At 73.5% G+C, this 15,758-nt stretch carries 19 protein-coding genes; 16 read left to right on the top strand and 3 right to left on the bottom strand.

The features are described from left to right. The first annotated feature begins 82 nt into the window (after positions 1-82). From hisD to G5C65_RS15440, 10 genes are all read left to right on the top strand, one after another. A complete protein-coding gene (hisD, locus tag G5C65_RS15485) occupies positions 83-1,390 on the top strand; it encodes a histidinol dehydrogenase (RefSeq protein ID WP_165299411.1) in 1,308 nt (435 codons plus the stop codon). After that, positions 1,387-2,514 (top strand): histidinol-phosphate transaminase, encoded by a 1,128-nt coding sequence (locus G5C65_RS15480; protein WP_165299410.1) that lies wholly within the window; start codon positions 1,387-1,389, stop codon positions 2,512-2,514. Before hisD ends, G5C65_RS15480 begins: the two co-directional genes overlap by 4 nt. Next, positions 2,511-3,107, top strand: coding sequence for an imidazoleglycerol-phosphate dehydratase HisB (hisB, locus tag G5C65_RS15475; RefSeq protein ID WP_165299409.1), 597 nt, complete (start codon positions 2,511-2,513; stop codon positions 3,105-3,107). Before G5C65_RS15480 ends, hisB begins: the two co-directional genes overlap by 4 nt. Positions 3,108-3,189: 82 nt before the next feature. Then, complete coding sequence (locus G5C65_RS15470; RefSeq protein WP_165299408.1) at positions 3,190-3,348, top strand: DUF4175 domain-containing protein; 159 nt, start codon at positions 3,190-3,192, stop codon at positions 3,346-3,348. Between the two features lie 2 nt (positions 3,349-3,350). Next, positions 3,351-4,013 carry an imidazole glycerol phosphate synthase subunit HisH gene (hisH, locus tag G5C65_RS15465; RefSeq protein ID WP_165299407.1) on the top strand — a complete coding sequence of 221 codons (663 nt, stop codon included), beginning with the start codon at positions 3,351-3,353 and terminating at the stop codon, positions 4,011-4,013. A gap of 14 nt (positions 4,014-4,027) precedes the next feature. After that, the gene (gene priA / locus G5C65_RS15460) at positions 4,028-4,753 is read left to right on the top strand and encodes a bifunctional 1-(5-phosphoribosyl)-5-((5-phosphoribosylamino)methylideneamino)imidazole-4-carboxamide isomerase/phosphoribosylanthranilate isomerase PriA (protein WP_165299406.1); all 726 of its coding nucleotides are present in this window, start codon (positions 4,028-4,030) and stop codon (positions 4,751-4,753) included. Next, positions 4,750-5,139, top strand: coding sequence for a Rid family hydrolase (locus G5C65_RS15455; protein ID WP_165299405.1), 390 nt, complete (start codon positions 4,750-4,752; stop codon positions 5,137-5,139). The genes priA and G5C65_RS15455 overlap by 4 nt, the downstream gene beginning before the upstream one ends. A 4-nt stretch (positions 5,140-5,143) precedes the next feature. Next, positions 5,144-5,905 carry an imidazole glycerol phosphate synthase subunit HisF gene (gene hisF / locus G5C65_RS15450; RefSeq protein ID WP_165299404.1) on the top strand — a complete coding sequence of 254 codons (762 nt, stop codon included), beginning with the start codon at positions 5,144-5,146 and terminating at the stop codon, positions 5,903-5,905. A 203-nt stretch (positions 5,906-6,108) separates the two neighbouring features. Next, a complete protein-coding gene (locus G5C65_RS15445; protein ID WP_165299403.1) occupies positions 6,109-7,404 on the top strand; it encodes a hypothetical protein in 1,296 nt (431 codons plus the stop codon). Positions 7,405-7,541: 137 nt separating this feature from the next. Beyond that, the gene (locus G5C65_RS15440) at positions 7,542-7,955 is read left to right on the top strand and encodes a RidA family protein (RefSeq protein WP_165299402.1); all 414 of its coding nucleotides are present in this window, start codon (positions 7,542-7,544) and stop codon (positions 7,953-7,955) included. 27 nt (positions 7,956-7,982) lie between these two features. Here the strand turns inward: G5C65_RS15440 and G5C65_RS15435 are convergent, their stop codons facing one another. Genes G5C65_RS15435 through G5C65_RS15425 form a run of 3 tightly spaced genes read right to left on the bottom strand, consistent with a single transcriptional unit; the run spans position 7,983 to position 11,399 of the window. Then, entirely contained in the window at positions 7,983-8,723 is a 741-nt protein-coding gene (locus G5C65_RS15435; RefSeq protein WP_165299401.1) for a succinate dehydrogenase/fumarate reductase iron-sulfur subunit, read from the bottom strand. Beyond that, positions 8,720-10,666: a fumarate reductase/succinate dehydrogenase flavoprotein subunit gene (locus G5C65_RS15430; RefSeq protein ID WP_165299414.1), complete on the bottom strand. Its 1,947-nt coding sequence runs from the start codon at positions 10,664-10,666 to the stop codon at positions 8,720-8,722. Before G5C65_RS15430 ends, G5C65_RS15435 begins: the two co-directional genes overlap by 4 nt. A gap of 10 nt (positions 10,667-10,676) precedes the next feature. Then, the gene (locus G5C65_RS15425) at positions 10,677-11,399 is read right to left on the bottom strand and encodes a succinate dehydrogenase cytochrome b subunit (protein WP_165299400.1); all 723 of its coding nucleotides are present in this window, start codon (positions 11,397-11,399) and stop codon (positions 10,677-10,679) included. 95 nt (positions 11,400-11,494) lie between these two features. Here G5C65_RS15425 and G5C65_RS15420 point away from each other — a divergent pair, with 95 nt between their 5' ends. The 6 genes from G5C65_RS15420 to G5C65_RS15395 form a co-directional block, all read left to right on the top strand. Continuing rightward, positions 11,495-12,379 (top strand): LysR family transcriptional regulator, encoded by an 885-nt coding sequence (locus G5C65_RS15420; RefSeq protein ID WP_165299399.1) that lies wholly within the window; start codon positions 11,495-11,497, stop codon positions 12,377-12,379. A 304-nt stretch (positions 12,380-12,683) separates the two neighbouring features. Continuing rightward, positions 12,684-13,649 (top strand): DMT family transporter, encoded by a 966-nt coding sequence (locus tag G5C65_RS15415; RefSeq protein ID WP_206441832.1) that lies wholly within the window; start codon positions 12,684-12,686, stop codon positions 13,647-13,649. A 70-nt stretch (positions 13,650-13,719) separates the two neighbouring features. Continuing rightward, on the top strand, positions 13,720-13,938 hold the full coding sequence (locus tag G5C65_RS15410) for a hypothetical protein (RefSeq protein ID WP_165299398.1): 219 nt from the start codon (positions 13,720-13,722) through the stop codon (positions 13,936-13,938). After that, complete coding sequence (locus tag G5C65_RS15405) at positions 13,935-14,309, top strand: hypothetical protein (protein WP_165299397.1); 375 nt, start codon at positions 13,935-13,937, stop codon at positions 14,307-14,309. Before G5C65_RS15410 ends, G5C65_RS15405 begins: the two co-directional genes overlap by 4 nt. A 76-nt stretch (positions 14,310-14,385) precedes the next feature. After that, the gene (locus G5C65_RS15400; RefSeq protein ID WP_165299396.1) at positions 14,386-14,979 is read left to right on the top strand and encodes a winged helix-turn-helix domain-containing protein; all 594 of its coding nucleotides are present in this window, start codon (positions 14,386-14,388) and stop codon (positions 14,977-14,979) included. Beyond that, positions 14,976-15,758, top strand: a 783-nt coding sequence (locus G5C65_RS15395; RefSeq protein ID WP_338146410.1) for an MFS transporter, incomplete at its 3' end; no start/stop codon positions are given. The genes G5C65_RS15400 and G5C65_RS15395, both read left to right, overlap by 4 nt.

The raw sequence follows: 15,758 nt of genomic DNA, 5'->3' as shown, positions 1-15,758 counted from the left end.
CCGCCCGCCCCGCGGGACCCCCCCGTATCAGACACTGATACAGCGGGCGGGCGCACGTGTGCGGTCTGAGAGACTGGGGAGTGTGATTCCCCGAATCGACCTGCGCGCCTCGGCGCTCGACCGTGACCTGCTGCCCCGTGCCGAGTTGGACGTGGAGGCCGCCCTGGAGAAGGTGCGGGCCCTCTGCGACGACGTGCGGCACCGGGGCACCGCGGCCGTGCTGGACGCCACGGAGCGGTTCGACGGCGTACGCCCCGAGCGGCTCCGGGTCCCGGCTCAGGCGCTGAGCGAGGCCCTGGCCGGGCTGGACCCGGCCGTGCGGGCCGCGCTGGAGGAGGCGATCCGGCGGGCCCGCGCCGTGCACCGGGACCAGCGCCGCACCGACACCACCACCCAGGTCGTGCCCGGCGGCACCGTCACCGAGCGGTGGGTGCCCGTCGAGCGCGTGGGGCTGTACGTGCCGGGCGGCCGGGCCGTCTATCCGTCCTCCGTGGTGATGAACGTGGTGCCCGCGCAGGAGGCCCGGGTCGGCTCGCTCGCGGTCTCCTCGCCGCCGCAGAGCGAGTTCGGCGGCCTGCCGCATCCGACGATCCTCGCCGCGTGCGCCCTGCTCGGCGTGGACGAGGTGTACGCGGCGGGCGGCGCGCAGGCCGTCGCGATGTTCGCGTACGGCACCGAGGAGTGCGCCCCGGTCAATCTGGTCACCGGCCCCGGCAACATCTTCGTGGCCGCCGCCAAGCGGCTGCTCAAGGGCGTCATCGGGATCGACTCCGAGGCGGGCCCGACCGAGATCGCGATCCTCGCGGACGACACGGCCGAGCCCGCGCACGTCGCCGCCGACCTGATCAGCCAGGCCGAGCACGACGTGGTGGCCGCCGCCGTCCTCGTCACCCCGTCCGAGGCGCTGGCCGAGGCGGTCGAGGCGGAGCTGAAGGAGCAGGTGTCCGCCACCCGGCACCGCGAGCGCATCGCGGAGGCGCTGTCCGGCCGGCAGTCCGGCATCGTGCTGGTCGGCTCGCTGGAGCAGGGCCTGGAGGTGGTGAACGCGTACGCCGCCGAGCACCTGGAGATCCAGACCGCCGACGCCGCGCGGTGGGCCTCCCGGGTGGTCAACGCCGGCGCGGTGTTCGTCGGCCCGTACGCCCCGGTCTCGCTCGGCGACTACGCCGCGGGCTCCAACCATGTGCTGCCCACCGGCGGCTGCGCCTGCCACTCCTCCGGGCTGTCCGTGCAGTCCTTCCTGCGCGGCATCCACGTGGTGGACTACACCCGCGACGCGCTCGCGGACGTCGCCCACCACGTGGTGACCCTCGCCGAGGCCGAGGACCTGCCGGCCCACGGCGCCGCGCTGAAGGCAAGGTTCGACTGGAAGGTGCCGAGGCCCGAGTGAGCACGATCGACTCCCTCCCGCTGCGGGACGAGCTGCGCGGCAAGTCCCCCTATGGCGCCCCCCAGCTCGATGTGCCCGTGCGTCTGAACACCAACGAGAACCCGTATCCGCTCCCCGAGGAGCTGGTCGAGCGGATCGCCGAGCGGGTCACCGAGGCGGCCCGGCGGCTCAACCGCTACCCCGACCGGGACGCGGTCGAGCTGCGCACCGAGCTGGCCCGCTATCTGACCCGTACGGCCGGGCACCGGGTCGGCCACGCGCAGGTGTGGGCGGCCAACGGCTCGAACGAGGTGATCCAGCAGCTCCTCCAGACCTTCGGCGGCCCGGGGCGCACCGCGCTGGGCTTCGAGCCGTCGTACTCGATGCACGCCCTCATCTCGCGCGGCACCGGCACCGGCTGGCTCTCCGGCCCCCGCAACGCCGACTTCACCATCGACGTCGAGGCCGCCGAGCGCGCGATCGCCGAGCACCGCCCGGACGTGGTCTTCGTCTGCTCGCCCAACAACCCCACGGGCACGGCCGTCGACGAGGCGACCGTGCTGCGGCTCTACGCGGCGGCGCAGGCCGCACGCCCGGAGTACGGGGCGCTGGTCGTGGTGGACGAGGCGTACGGCGAGTTCTCGCACCACCCCTCGCTGCTGCCGCTGATCGAGGGGCGCCCGACGCTGGTGCTGTCCCGGACCATGTCCAAGGCGTTCGGCGCCGCCGGGCTGCGGCTCGGCTATCTCGCCGCCGACCCGGCGGTGGTGGACGCGGTGCAGCTCGTGCGGCTGCCGTACCACCTGTCGGCCGTCACCCAGGCCACCGCGCTCGCCGCGCTGGAGCACACCGATACCCTGCTCGGGTACGTCGAGCAGCTCAAGGCCGAGCGGGACCGGCTGGTGACCGGGCTGCGCGCGGCCGGATGCGAGGTCACACCGTCGGACGCCAACTTCGTGCAGTTCGGCCGCTTCGCCGACAGCCACGAGGCGTGGCAGGCGCTGCTCGCACACGGCGTGCTCGTCCGGGACAACGGGGTGCCGGGCTGGCTGCGGGTGACGGCCGGGACGCCGGAGGAGAACGACGCGTTTCTCGAAGCGGTGCGAGCCGTGACGAAGGACCTCAAGGAGAAGAGCGAGAGATGACGCGCAGAGGCCGCGTGGAGCGCACCACCAAGGAGACCTCGGTCGTCGCCGAGATCGACCTCGACGGCACCGGCCGGGTCGACGTGTCGACCGGGGTGGGCTTCTACGACCACATGCTCGACCAGCTCGGCCGCCACGGCCTCTTCGACCTGACGGTCAAGACCGAGGGCGATCTGCACATCGACAGCCACCACACCATCGAGGACACCGCGCTCGCCCTCGGCGCCGCGTTCAAGCAGGCCCTCGGCGACAAGCGGGGCATCGTCCGCTTCGCCGGCGCCTCCGTCCCGCTGGACGAGTCCCTGGCGCAGGTCACCGTCGACCTGTCGGGCCGCCCGTATCTCGTGCACACCGAACCGGAGGGCATGGCGCCGCTCATCGGCCGGGACTACGACACGACGATGACCCGGCACATCCTGGAGTCGTTCGTCGCGCAGGCCCAGATCGCGCTGCACGTCCACGTGCCGTACGGGCGCAACGCGCACCACATCGTCGAGTGCCAGTTCAAGGCCCTGGCCCGCGCACTGCGGTACGCCGCCGAGATCGACCCGCGCCAGCGGGACGTCGTCCCGTCGACGAAGGGGGCGCTGTGAGCGGCGCCGCACGCGCGGCTGTCGGGCCGCAGACGGCGACGATGCCCGCGCGCTGCCGCGGCGGGGCGAACGGGGTGGCACGGTGACGGGGCTGTCGACGCTGCTCATCTTCGTGGGGCTGTTCCTGGCGGGAGGGGCCTTCTCCTTCTGGAAGCAGCAGCTGCCCAAGGGCGTGGTGGTGCTGCTGGGCTCCGCCTCGGCGCTCGCGCTGCTCGCCGGGATCCTGCGGGTGGAGTGGTAGCCATGGCCGACCGCACGAGCGTGCGCAAGAGCGTGGTGGTCTTCGACTACGGCTTCGGCAACGTGCGCTCCGCCGAGCGCGCCCTCGCCCGGGTCGGCGCGGACGTCGAGATCACCCGCGACTACGACCGCGCGATGGCGGCCGACGGCCTGCTGGTGCCCGGCGTCGGCGCGTTCGCCGCCTGTATGGACGGGCTGCGCGCGGCGCGCGGCCACTGGGTCGTCGGGCGGCGGCTGGCCGGAGGGCGGCCGGTCATGGGCATCTGCGTCGGCATGCAGATCCTGTTCGCTCGCGGCATCGAGCACGGCCACGAGGCCGAGGGCCTGGACGAGTGGCCGGGCACCGTCGGCCCGCTGAAGGCGGACGAGCGGCACCCCGTCCCGCACATGGGCTGGAACACCGTCGAGGTGGCCGAGGGCTCCCGCCTCTTCGCTGGCCTCCCGGCCGACGCGCGCTACTACTTCGTCCACTCCTACGCCGTCCACGACTGGGAGCTGGAGGCGTCCAACCCGGCGATGGCCGCGCCCCGGGTGAGCTGGACGACGCACGGCAGCCCGTTCGTGGCCGCCGTCGAGAACGGCCCGCTGTGGGCCACGCAGTTCCACCCGGAGAAGTCCGGCGACGCCGGGGCGGAACTCCTCTCGAACTGGATCGGAACCCTGTGAGCCCGGAGAGCCCCGTGAAAAAGCTCGAACTGCTGCCCGCCGTCGATGTCCGCGACGGGCAGGCCGTCCGTCTGGTGCACGGCGAGTCCGGCTCCGAGACCTCCTACGGCGACCCGCTGGAGGCCGCCCTCGCCTGGCAGCGCGCCGGAGCCGAGTGGCTCCACCTGGTCGACCTGGACGCCGCGTTCGGCACCGGCGACAACCGCGCCCGGATCGCCGAGGTGGCCGGGGCGATGGAGCTGAGGGTGGAGCTGTCCGGCGGGATCCGCGACGACGACTCGCTCGCCGCCGCGCTCGCGACCGGCTGCACCCGGGTGAACCTCGGCACCGCCGCGCTGGAGAGCCCCGCATGGGTGGCCAAGGTCATCGCCGAGCACGGCGAGCGGATCGCCGTCGGCTTGGACGTACGCGGCACGACGCTGCGCGGGCGCGGCTGGACGCGGGACGGCGGCGACCTCTTCGAGACGCTGGAGCGGCTGGACGCCGAGGGCTGCGCCCGCTATGTCGTCACCGACATCAACAAGGACGGCACCCTGCGCGGCCCGAACCTCCGGCTGCTGCGCGACGTGTGCGCCGCCACCGACCGGCCGGTGGTCGCCAGCGGCGGCGTTTCCTCCCTTGACGACCTGCGGGCCATCGCGACCCTGGTACCGGAGGGTGTCGAGGGCGCCATCGTCGGAAAGGCCCTCTACGCCAAGGCGTTCACCTTGGAAGAGGCATTGGAGGCGGTGGCCGCATGACGGAGATCCAGCGGGTGGCGTCCGGGGCTCCCTGGGAGGAGGCGTTCGGCTACTCCCGCGCGGTGGAGCTGCCGGGCGGCCTGGTGCTGGTGGCGGGCTGCACCTCGGTCGTCGACGGCGTGATCGCCGAGGGCGGCCCCTACGAGCAGGCGGTCACCTCCTTCGGCGTCGCGCTCAAGACGCTGGAGGGGATGGGGCTCGGCCCGCAGAGCGTGGTGCGCACGCGGATGTACATCACCCACTCGCGGGATGTGGACGAGGTGGGCCGGGCCCACAAGGAGCTGTTCGACGCGGTCCGCCCGGTCGCGTCGATGATCGTCGTCTCCGGCTTTGTCGACCCGAGCCTGGTCGTCGAGGTCGAGGTCGAAGCGTACAGAGGAGCTTGAGGGAATGTCCTTGGCGGTCCGAGTGATCCCCTGCCTGGACGTGGACGGCGGCCGGGTCGTCAAGGGCGTCAACTTCCGGAACCTGCGCGACGCCGGGGACCCGGTGGAGATGGCGAAGGTGTACGACGCGGAGGGCGCCGACGAGCTGACGTTCCTCGACATCACCGCGTCCTCCGGGGACCGCGAGACGACCTACGACGTGGTGCGGCGCACCGCCGAGCAGGTGTTCATCCCGCTGACGGTGGGCGGCGGCGTCCGCGCCGCCGGGGACGTCGACCGGCTGCTGCGCGCCGGGGCCGACAAGGTCGGGGTCAACACCGCCGCCATCGAGCGGCCCGAGCTGATCCGGGAGATCGCGGAACGGTTCGGAAGCCAGGTGCTGGTGCTGTCCGTGGACGCCCGGCGCCGCGCGCGGGACAGCGCGTCGTTCGAGGTGACGACGCACGGCGGGCGCCGGGGCGCCGGAATCGACGCCGTCGAGTGGGCGCACCGCGCCGCGGAGCTGGGCGCCGGGGAGATCCTGCTCAACTCGATGGACGCGGACGGCACGAAGGACGGCTACGACACGCGGATGATCGAGGCCGTGCGGAGGCATGTGGGCATCCCCGTCATCGCCAGCGGGGGCGCGGGGGCGCTCGCGCACTTCCCGCCCGCGATCGCGGCGGGCGCGGACGCCGTGCTGGCGGCGTCGGTGTTCCACTTCGGGGATCTGCGGATCGGCGAGGTGAAGTCGACGCTGCGGGATGCGGGCCACCCGGTTCGCTGAGCCGCGTCACTGTTGCTGAGCCGGGGCCGCCGCGACGGGGGGTTCCCTGCGGGGCGTCCATGGCGGTTCCGGGAGCTGTTCTGCGCTTGCCAACTCCCGTGCGTCCGCCGCAGACTGCCCGACGGAGGGAGGGGCTGTGACTCCGCTCCCCACCCGAAGGAGGGGGAGCTTCCGACCCGAGGGGGCCCCTCGCTAGGAGACCGATGGATGCGCGGACGGACGTCTCGTACGAGCCGTGGGCCACGGAGCGCGCCCCGCTCCCCGGCCCCGGCGCCCTCGCGGAGGCCCTCCCCGAAGGGGTGCTCCTCGCGCCCCCTGCGTACCCGGACCGCCCGGCGCCCCCGCCCGACGAGCGGTGGGAGCTGGCGCCCGCCTGGGGCCGTGCCCGGGGCTGCGCGGCGGTGCACCACGCGCACGGCCGCCGCGCCCTGGAGCGTCCGCTCGTCCTCGCCGACGGCTTCGGCTACGGCCCCAGCGACCTGGCCGGGCTGTACGCGCACCTCCACACGCTGCTGGACCCGCTGCGCGCGGCCGGCACCGACGTCGTCCTGCTCGGCTTCGCCGAGCGGCACGCCGCGCTCGACGCCAACGCCGCCGTCGCCGTCAGCTGTCTGCGCAAGGTCATCGCCCGGCAGGCCGGGCGGGCGGGGTTCGAACCGCTGACCGTCGGCGGCGTCGGCACCGGCGGCCTGGCCACCCGCTACGCGCTGGCCCGTATGGAGCACGAAGGCGAGGAGCACCGCGCCGGGCGGTACGTCTCCTACGACACCCCGCACAACGGCGCCGTCCTCCCGCTGGTCCTGCAGCAGACCGCCCATGTGCTGGAGGCGCTGGACCCGCGCCCCGGCGCGGCCCAGGCCGCGCTGGTGCGCAGCCCGGCGGCGCAGCAGACGCTGTGGGGCTGGGTGCCGGACGCGGAGTACGCGGGCCCCGTCGCCACGGCGAGCCCGCTGCGCGCGCGGTTCCTGGCGGAGCTGCGCCGGGTCGGCTGGTTCCCGCGTACGCCGCGCCGTCTGGGCGTCGCCAACGGCAGCGGCACCGGAGCGGGGCGCGACGTCCCGCCGGGCACGCAGGTGTTCGACTGGAGCGAGCTGGCCGGCTGTCTGCAGGCCACCGTCCGCACCCAGCCCCGCCTCGGGGAGGGGCGGTTCGCGGGGCGGATCCGGGCGCTGGACATCTGGCGCAGCAGCACGACCAGCGGGGTCCCGGCGTTCGACGGTGCTCCCGGCGGCACCCTGGAGTCCTACGGCCTGCTCGCGGACGCGCTCGGCGCGAAGATCGCGAACGCCGCGCTGCGGCGCTGCTGCTTCGTGCCCGCCGTGAGCGCGGTCGCCCTCGACCACGACCCGGTGGCCTGGCCGGTCGACCTGTACGCCGACCTGTCGGCGCTGCCGCCCGGGAGCGCCGAGCTGGACGAGTTCCGCTGCGACACGGAGAACTCCCCGCACGGCGCGGTGCGCCCGCACCTCGTCGCCTGGCTCCTGGACCGGCTGGCCTGAGACTCCCGCGCCCCCGGCCAGGGGCGCGGGGAACCGCGCGAGCAACCGCAACGGCGCCGCACCCCGCGGCGCACGCCTGGCTGCCCCGCAGGATATGCGGTGGTGCGGTGAGGGCTCGGGCGGCGAGGATGGCCCGCATGAGCGAAAAGGCTGATCTCACACACATCCCCGAGCCGGACGGCGTCGCCCCGGGCAACGGGTACACCAACGTGGTGACCGGCGTCGGCAGGCTGGTCGTGGTCTCCGGGCAGATCGCGCTGGACGCGTCGGGGCGGCTGGTGGGGGAGGGGGACCCGGAGGCGCAGGCCCGGCAGGTCTTCGAGAACCTGCGGCGCTGCCTGGCGTCGGCGCGCGTCGGCTTCGACGAGGTGGTGAAGCTGACGTACTTCGTGACGGACGTCGGGTTCCTGCCCGCGATCCGCCGGGCGCGGGACGAGGTCGTCGACATGTCGCGGCCCCCCGCCAGCACGGCCGTCCAGGTGTCGGCCCTCTTCCGGCCGGACCTCCTGCTGGAGGTGGAGGCGTACGCCCTGGCCCCGGCCGGCAGCTGACCGGGGCCCCTCCCGCCGGCGGCGTGCTCACCGCCTCCGCGAGGCCCGCAGGAACTCCCGGTTCATCGCCGAGATCGACGGCAGCGGAATCCCCTTCGGGCACGCGGTGGCGCACTCGCCCGCGAGCGTGCAGCCGCCGAACCCCTCGGCGTCCATCTGGTCCACCATGTCCAGGACCCGGGTGTCCCGCTCGGGGGCGCCCTGCGGCAGCGAGCCCAGGTGGTTGACCTTCGCCGAGGTGAAGAGCATCGCCGAGCCGTTCGGGCACGCGGCCACACACGCGCCGCAGCCGATGCACTCGGCGTGCGCGAAGGCCGTGTCCGCGTCCGGCTTGGGGACGGGCGTCGCGTGGGCCTCCGGGGCGCTGCCGGTGGGAGCCGTCACATAGCCGCCCGCTTCGATGATCCGGTCGAAGGCGGAGCGGTCCACCATCAGGTCCCGTACCACCGGGAACGCGGCGGCCCGCCAGGGCTCGACGTCGATGGTGTCCCCGTCCGCGAAGTGCCGCATATGGAGCTGGCAGGCCGTCGTCCGCTCCGGGCCGTGGGCCTGGCCGTTGATGACCATGCCGCAGGCCCCGCAGATGCCCTCGCGGCAGTCGTGGTCGAAGGCGACGGGCTCCTCGCCCTGCAGGATCAGCGCCTCGTTCAGCGTGTCCAGCATCTCCAGAAAGGACATGTCGGGCGAGATGTCCTCGACCTCGTACGTCCGCATCGCGCCGGGTGCTTCGGCGTCCGGCTGGCGCCAGATGCGCAGGGTGAGTCTCACGTGTAGCTCCGCTGGGTGGGGTGTACGTATGCGAAGTCCAGGGCCTCCTTGTGGAGGACCGGCGGACGGCCGGTGCCGGTGAACTCCCAGGCCGCGACGTAGGAGAACTTCTCGTCGTCGCGGGCCGCCTCGCCGTCCTCCGTGCGGCTCTCCTCGCGGAAGTGGCCGCCGCAGGACTCGGTGCGGTGCAGCGCGTCGAGGCACATCAGCTCGGCGAGTTCGAGGTGGTCGGCGATCCGGTTGGCCTTCTCCAGGGACTGGTTGAGGGCCTCCCCGCTGCCGGGCACCCGGATCCGCTCCCAGAACTCCTCGCGCAGCTGCGGGATGCGGGCCAGCGCCTTGTGCAGGCCCGCCTCGGTGCGGGACATCCCGCACTGGTCCCACAGCAGCTCGCCGAGCTCGCGGTGGAAGGAGTCCGGGGTGCGGTCGCCGCTGTTGGACAGCAGCTGGTACAGCCGGTCGGTCACGGCGAGGACCGTCTCGTGCACCGCCGGGTGGTCGGGGTCGACGTCCTGGTGCGGATGGCGGGCCAGATAGTCGCCCAGGGTGGCCGGCAGCACGAAGTAGCCGTCCGCGAGGCCCTGCATCAGCGCGGAGGCGCCGAGCCGGTTGGCGCCGTGGTCGGAGAAGTTGGCTTCGCCGATGGCGAACAGGCCGGGCACGGTGGTCTGCAGGTCGTAGTCCACCCACAGGCCGCCCATCGTGTAGTGGATGGCCGGATAGATCCGCATCGGACGGGTGTACGGGTCCTCCGCGGTGATCCGCGCGTACATCTCGAAGAGGTTGCCGTACCTCTCCTCGACCGCCGCGCGGCCCATCCGCGCGATGGCGTCCGCGAAGTCGAGGTAGACGCCCTGCCCGCCGGGGCCGACGCCGCGCCCCTCGTCGCACACGTGCTTGGCGGCGCGGGAGGCGATGTCGCGCGGCACCAGGTTGCCGAAGGAGGGGTACTGCCGCTCCAGGTAGTAGTCGCGCTCGTCCTCCGGGATCCGGCCGGGCGGCCGGTCGTCCCCCGCCTGCCGCGGCACCCAGATCCGCCCGTCGTTGCGGAGCGACTCGCTCATCAGCGTCAGCTTCGACTGGTGGTCGCCGGAGCGCGGGATGCAGGTGGGGTGGATCTGGGTGAAGCAGGGGTTGGCGAAGTGCGCGCCGCGCCGGTGGGCCCGCCACACGGCGGTGGCGTTGGAGTTCTTGGCGTTGGTGGAGAGGTAGAAGACGTTGCCGTAGCCGCCGGTCGCCAGCACCACGGCGTCCGCGAAGTAGCTGTCGATCCGGCCGGAGAGCAGGTCGCGGGCGACGATGCCGCGCGCGTAGCCGTCGATCACGATCAGGTCCAGCATCTCGGTGCGCGGGTGCATCTCCACCCGCCCGGCGGCGATCTGCCGGGAGAGCGCCTGATAGGCGCCGAGCAGCAGCTGCTGCCCGGTCTGGCCGCGCGCGTAGAACGTCCGCGAGACCTGCACCCCGCCGAACGAGCGGGTGTCCAGCAGCCCGCCGTACTCGCGGGCGAACGGCACGCCCTGGGCGACGCACTGGTCGATGATCTGCGTGGAGATCTCCGCCAGCCGGTGCACATTGGACTCGCGGGCGCGGAAGTCGCCGCCCTTGACGGTGTCGTAGAACAGGCGGTGGACGGAGTCGCCGTCGTTGCGGTAGTTCTTCGCGGCGTTGATGCCGCCCTGCGCGGCGACGGAGTGCGCGCGGCGCGGCGAGTCCTGGTAGCAGAACTGGATGACGCGGTAGCCCTGTTCGGCGAGCGTCGCGCCCGCCGAGCCGCCCGCCAGCCCGGTGCCGACGACGATCACGGTGCGCTTGCGCCGGTTGGCCGGGTTGACCAGCTTGGCCTCGAAGCGGCGCCGGTCCCAGCGCTCCGCGATCGGCCCGTCGGGCGCCTTGGTGTCGGTGAGGGGGGCTCCGGTGGTGAAGGATTCATACGCCTGCATATCGGCCATGTCAGCTCACGACTCCCGTCATGACGGCGAGGGGCACGGAGAGGAAACCGGCGGTGAGAACGAGCGCGAGGATGTTCGCGGTGGCCTTGAGCGCCCTGGCGCGCCCGGGGCTGCCCGCGCCGAGCGTCTGCGCGGCGCTCCAGAAGCCGTGCCGGATGTGCAGCCCGACGGCGAGCATGGCGACGATGTAGATGGTGTCGCCGTACCAGGTGTCGAAGGTGGCGACGATGTTCTCGTACGGGTGCCCGGACTCGCCGCGCGGGTTCACGGTTCCGGTCGTCAGGTCGAGGAGGTGCCAGACGACGAACAGCGCCACGATCACCCCGCCCCAGCGCATGGTGCGGGTCGCATAGCTCGCCCGGCGGCGGGCGTGCGCGTACTTGACGGGGCGGGCCGCGAGGTCGCGGCGGCTGAGCTGGTACGCGCTCACACCGTGCAGCACCACGGCGGCCAGCAGCCCGAAGCGCACGATCCACAGGAACCACTCGTGGTGCAGCACCGGTTCGCCGATGGTGCGCAGCCAGTGCGCGTAGCCGTTCATCTCGTCCGGGCCGAAGAAGACCTTGAGGTTGCCCAGCATATGGGCGATCAGATAGAGCAGCATGGCCAGCCCGGTGACCGCCATGACGGCCTTCTTGCCGATCGTCGATCCCCAGAAGGAGCGTGCGGGACCCGGTGGGGGGCCGGGTGCGGAGCCGCGCTCCGTGCGCGTTGCCAGTGCCATGGCAACCGACGGTAGGGACGGCACCGGGGATCAGTCCAAGACATAGTACGGCTGAGGTCGATAGCTACTGCCTATGCGTAGGTACCCTGGCCCGTATGCAGCTCCAGCAGCTCCGGTACTTCGCAGCCGTCGCCGACACCCGGCACTTCACCCGCGCCGCGCAGCGCGAGCACGTCGCGCAGCCCTCGCTCTCCCAGCAGATCATCGCGCTGGAGCGGGAGCTGGGCGCCGAGCTGTTCCACCGGGCGCGCGGCCATATCTCCCTCACCGACGCGGGCGAGGCGCTGCTGCCGCTGGCCCGCCGTATCCTCGCCGACACCGAGACCGCGCAGCGGGAGGTGCAGGAGGTCGCGAAGCTGCAGCGCGGACGGGTGCGGCTCGGGGCGACGCCCAGCCTGTGCGCCAGCCTGGTGCCCGGCGTGCTCCGCGCCTTCCACGACAGCTACCCGGGCGTCGACCTGGTCGTGCACGAGGACGGCTCGCAGGACCTGGTCCGGGTGCTCGCCGCGGGCGAACTGGACCTCGCGCTGATCATCACCCCGCTCTCCGGGCAGGCGCCCGCGCTGGCCACGTCCGAACTGCTGCGCGAGGAACTGGTCGTGGTCTCGGCGCCGGACGCGGCACCGCCCGTGCGGGGCACCCGGGTCCGGGTGGCGGACCTGCGGGAGCGCCCGCTGGCGATGTTCCGGCGCGGCTACGACCTGCGCGAGTTCACCGAGTCCGCGTGCCGCGAGGCCGGGTTCGAGCCCGTGTTCGCCGTCGAGGGCGGGGAGATGGACGCGGTCCTCGCCTTCGTACGGGCCGGGCTGGGGGTCGCCGTCGTGCCCCGCATGGTCGCCGACCGCTCCGGACTGCGGGCCACCCGGTTCGTGGCGCCCGGACTGCACCGCACCATCTCCGTCGCGCACCGGGGCGACGTCTCGCCGCCCCGCGCGGCGCGGGAGCTGCAGCGGATTCTGACCGAGCGGCTGGAGCGGTGACCGCGAGCACGGGAAACGGGGTGCCGGGAGCGGGCCCGCGCGGGTTACGCTGCCGCGCATGGACACCACGTACTGGCACGCTGTCACCCCGCCGCCGGCGTCCCGCTGAGGGCGCGGCCGGCCGCCGAGGCCGTCCGGCGGCCGGCACCTGCTGAGCGAGCGCACCCCGTCCGGGCCCCGGACGGGGCGAGCGCCGCTGCCGGTACCCGCTGAGACACCGCTGATCCGCGTACGCGGTCGGCTGCGCCCTCACCACGCCGCAGCCGACCTCTCTACGGATCTACGGACCAGGGTGTCTTTCCGCATGCCTGAAATCTCTTCTGAAATCTCCGCGCCCTCGCTGGGCGCTGCCCGCGCCGCCGCGGGACCGCTCTTCGTCCTCGCCGCCGCCGTGCTGTGGGGCACGACGGGAACCGCCGCCGACTTCGCCCCGGCCGGCGTCTCCCCGCTCGCCGTCGGCGCCGCCACCATAGGCATCGGCGGCCTGCTCACACTGCTGCTCGGCGGGCGCCCGGCCCTCGCCGTCCCGCGCGGCGGACCGGGTACGCTGCCGCGCCTGCTGCTCGGCGGACTGGCGGTCGCCGTCTACCCCCTCGCCTTCTACTCCGCGATGGCCCGCGCCGGCGTCGCCGTCGGGACCGTCGTCACCATCGGCTCCGCACCCGTGTTCGCCGCGCTGCTGGAGCGCGGCCTGGACGGCACCCGGCTGACCCGCCGCTGGGCGGCGGCCACGGTGTGCGCGGCGCTGGGCTGCGCCGCGCTCGTCCTCACCGGCGGGGAAGCGGAGGCCACGGGCACGGGTACGGCCCCGGACCCGGCGGCGGGGATCGCCCTCGGGCTGCTCGCGGGCGCGGGCTACGCCGGGTACGCGTACTGCGGCTCCGGCCTGATCCGCCGGGGCCACCGCGCGCGGGCCGCCATGGGCGCGCTCTTCGGCCTCGGCTCGCTGCTGCTGCTCCCGGTGCTGGCCGTGACGGGCGGCCCGCTGCTGCTGAGCGGGGCCCGCGGCCTGGCGGTCGCGGGCTATCTGGCCGCCGTGCCGATGTGCCTCGCGTACGTCCTCTTCGGCGCGGGCCTGGCCCGCACCTCCCCGAGCGCGGCGACGACCCTGAGCCTGCTGGAGTCGGTGGTCGCGGCCCTGCTGGGGGTGGCGGTGGTCGGCGAACGGCTCGACGCGCGCGCCTGGGGCGGGCTGGCCCTGGTGCTCGCCGGGCTGCTGCTGGTCACTCTTCCGGCGCGGAGCGCCGCCCGGGGGCGCGCGGATCCGTGATGAGCTGCGGGTTCACTCGTGGTAGTTAACGGGGTAGTGATCATGGTTCCAGCGTGATTAGCCTGCTCGTATGCCTGGGATCACGATCGAGTTCACCGAGGAAGAGCTGGCCGAGCTGCGCGCCGAGGCCAAGGAGCAGGGCAAGGCGATCAAGCGCCTCGCCCACGACATACTGACCGAGGACGTCGTCAGGCGGCGGCAGAAGCAGCAGTTCGTCGAGGGTGCCGCGAAGCTCGCGCAGGAGTACATGGCCGAGTTCGAGTCCGTTTTCCCGGAGGGGAGCCGATGACCCTGTACCTCGACGCGGGGTGGATCCTCAATGTCCAGATTGAGGTCTCGCCCCCCAACACCCCTGTCCGGGACTGGGGCAGCTTGCACTGCATGACGGAGCGGCACAAGTACGAGCGGATCGCGGGCGAGCCGTACTACGAGGAGGTGCCTACCAGGGCTGCGACCTTCCTGCACACGGCGCTGCTGCTCGAACCGTTCTCCGACTACAACGCCGCGATCGGCGCGGCCTGCGCCCAGATGTATATGGCGATGTCCGGTGAGCCGGTCATGCCGCCGCCGGGCGGCATGGCGAAGCTGGTCCAGGAGGCCCGCGAGCAGCGGGCCGGCCTCGGCGACGTCGCCCGGCGGCTGCGGGACTGGAAGGCGTAGCCCCGGCAGGGAGTTGCACAAGAAGAGTTGCGCAAAAAGTATTGCGCAACTCTTCTTGCGTACCTAGGTTCCGGGTATGACGGAACCTCCGAACCGCATCACCGACACGGCGGCGCTGAAGGTCTTCACCCACCCGCTCCGCATCGAGTTGCTGCGCGTCCTGTCCGCCGTCCGCGTCGCGACCGCCTCGCAGCTCGCCGAGCGGGTGGACGAGGCGGTCTCGCTGGTCAGCTACCACCTGCGGAAGATGGCCGAGCACGGCTTCATCGCCGAGACCGGCGCCCCCGAGGGCCGCGCGTGCGACGGGCGCGAGCGCTGGTGGACGCCCTCGGAGCGCCCGTTCAGCTTCCGCAGCTCCGACTTCGACGACCGCCCGGAGGGCGCCGCCGTCGCCGCCCAGGTTGTCCGGCGGCTGCTGGAGAAGCGCAGCGAGCAGTACTCCGCCTTCCTCGACACGGCGGCCTCCTGGCCCCGCGCCTGGATGGACGCCGCCTTCACCTCCGAGTACTTCGCCCGGCTGACCGCGGCCGAACTGGCGGAGTGCGAGGCGGAGTTCGCCGAGGTCGCGCAGCGGTGGAGAGAGCGGGGCCGGGCGGCGGAGGCCGCCGGGGACACGGAGGACCGCGAGCATGTGGCCCTGCACCTGTACGGGTTCCCGTTCCGGCCGTGACCCCCGCCCACCGGGACGGCGACGTCCTGCGCTGGCTCGCCGCGTACGCCGCCTCCATGGTGGGCGACAGCGTGTGCTTCCTCGCCTTCGGCTGGGCGGCCCACCAGGCCACCGACGGGGCGGGCGTCGGCCTGGTCATGGCGGTCGGCGCGGTGCCGCGCGCGTTACTGATGCTGGGCGGCGGGGTCGTCGCCGACCGGTACGGGCCGCGCCGTGTCGTCCTCGGCAGCGACGGCGTCCGCTGCGCCGTCGTCCTGGCGGTGGCGCTGCTGCTGTGGCGCACCGCTCCGGGACTGTGGCCGCTGGTCGTGGGCGCGCTCCTGTTCGGAGCCGTCGACGCGCTGTTCGTACCCGCCGTGGGCGCGCTGCCGCCCCGGCTGACCGTGCCCGCTCAGTACGCGCGGGTGCAGGGCATGGCCTCCCTGGCCATCCGCCTCGGACAGGTGGCGGGGCCCCCGCTGGGCGGCCTCGCGATGGGCGCGGGCGGAGCGGCGGCGGCGTTCACCGTGGCCGGCGTCCTCTTCGCGCTGTCCCTCCCGCTGCTGTACGCGGTACGGCTGCGGAGCCTGGCCGGCGCGGAGGGGGAGGGGAGCGCGCAGGCGGGCTCGGCGGACTCCCGCGAGGACGCCGCTACCGCCCGGCGGGACCTGGCCGACGGCCTGACCTACCTCCGCCGCCACCCCGTGATCGCCCGCCTGGCGCTGAGCACCGCCCTCGTGGACCTGGCGCTGACCGGCCCGCTCAACGTCGGCCTGGTCCTGCTCGCGGCCGAGCGGGGG

The sequence above is a fragment of the Streptomyces boncukensis genome, from assembly GCF_011045075.1.
Classification (GTDB): domain Bacteria; phylum Actinomycetota; class Actinomycetes; order Streptomycetales; family Streptomycetaceae; genus Streptomyces; species Streptomyces boncukensis.
Note: the sequence above shows the minus strand (reverse complement) of the source record. Positions and strands in the feature narration are given on the sequence as shown.

What these genes read in the sequence shown, in the direction of transcription:
- hisB (WP_165299409.1), top strand. Translation starts at nt 2,511, where the DNA reads ATGACGCGCAGAGGCCGCGTGGAGCGCACCACCAAGGAGACCTCGGTC.
- hisH (WP_165299407.1), top strand. Translation starts at nt 3,351, where the DNA reads ATGGCCGACCGCACGAGCGTGCGCAAGAGCGTGGTGGTCTTCGACTAC.
- G5C65_RS15455 (WP_165299405.1), top strand. Translation starts at nt 4,750, where the DNA reads ATGACGGAGATCCAGCGGGTGGCGTCCGGGGCTCCCTGGGAGGAGGCG.
- hisF (WP_165299404.1), top strand. Translation starts at nt 5,144, where the DNA reads ATGTCCTTGGCGGTCCGAGTGATCCCCTGCCTGGACGTGGACGGCGGC.
- G5C65_RS15445 (WP_165299403.1), top strand. Translation starts at nt 6,109, where the DNA reads ATGGATGCGCGGACGGACGTCTCGTACGAGCCGTGGGCCACGGAGCGC.
- G5C65_RS15440 (WP_165299402.1), top strand. Translation starts at nt 7,542, where the DNA reads ATGAGCGAAAAGGCTGATCTCACACACATCCCCGAGCCGGACGGCGTC.
- G5C65_RS15430 (WP_165299414.1), bottom strand. Translation starts at nt 10,666, where the DNA reads ATGCAGGCGTATGAATCCTTCACCACCGGAGCCCCCCTCACCGACACC.
- G5C65_RS15425 (WP_165299400.1), bottom strand. Translation starts at nt 11,399, where the DNA reads ATGGCACTGGCAACGCGCACGGAGCGCGGCTCCGCACCCGGCCCCCCA.
- G5C65_RS15420 (WP_165299399.1), top strand. Translation starts at nt 11,495, where the DNA reads ATGCAGCTCCAGCAGCTCCGGTACTTCGCAGCCGTCGCCGACACCCGG.
- G5C65_RS15415 (WP_206441832.1), top strand. Translation starts at nt 12,684, where the DNA reads ATGCCTGAAATCTCTTCTGAAATCTCCGCGCCCTCGCTGGGCGCTGCC.
- G5C65_RS15410 (WP_165299398.1), top strand. Translation starts at nt 13,720, where the DNA reads ATGCCTGGGATCACGATCGAGTTCACCGAGGAAGAGCTGGCCGAGCTG.
- G5C65_RS15405 (WP_165299397.1), top strand. Translation starts at nt 13,935, where the DNA reads ATGACCCTGTACCTCGACGCGGGGTGGATCCTCAATGTCCAGATTGAG.
- G5C65_RS15400 (WP_165299396.1), top strand. Translation starts at nt 14,386, where the DNA reads ATGACGGAACCTCCGAACCGCATCACCGACACGGCGGCGCTGAAGGTC.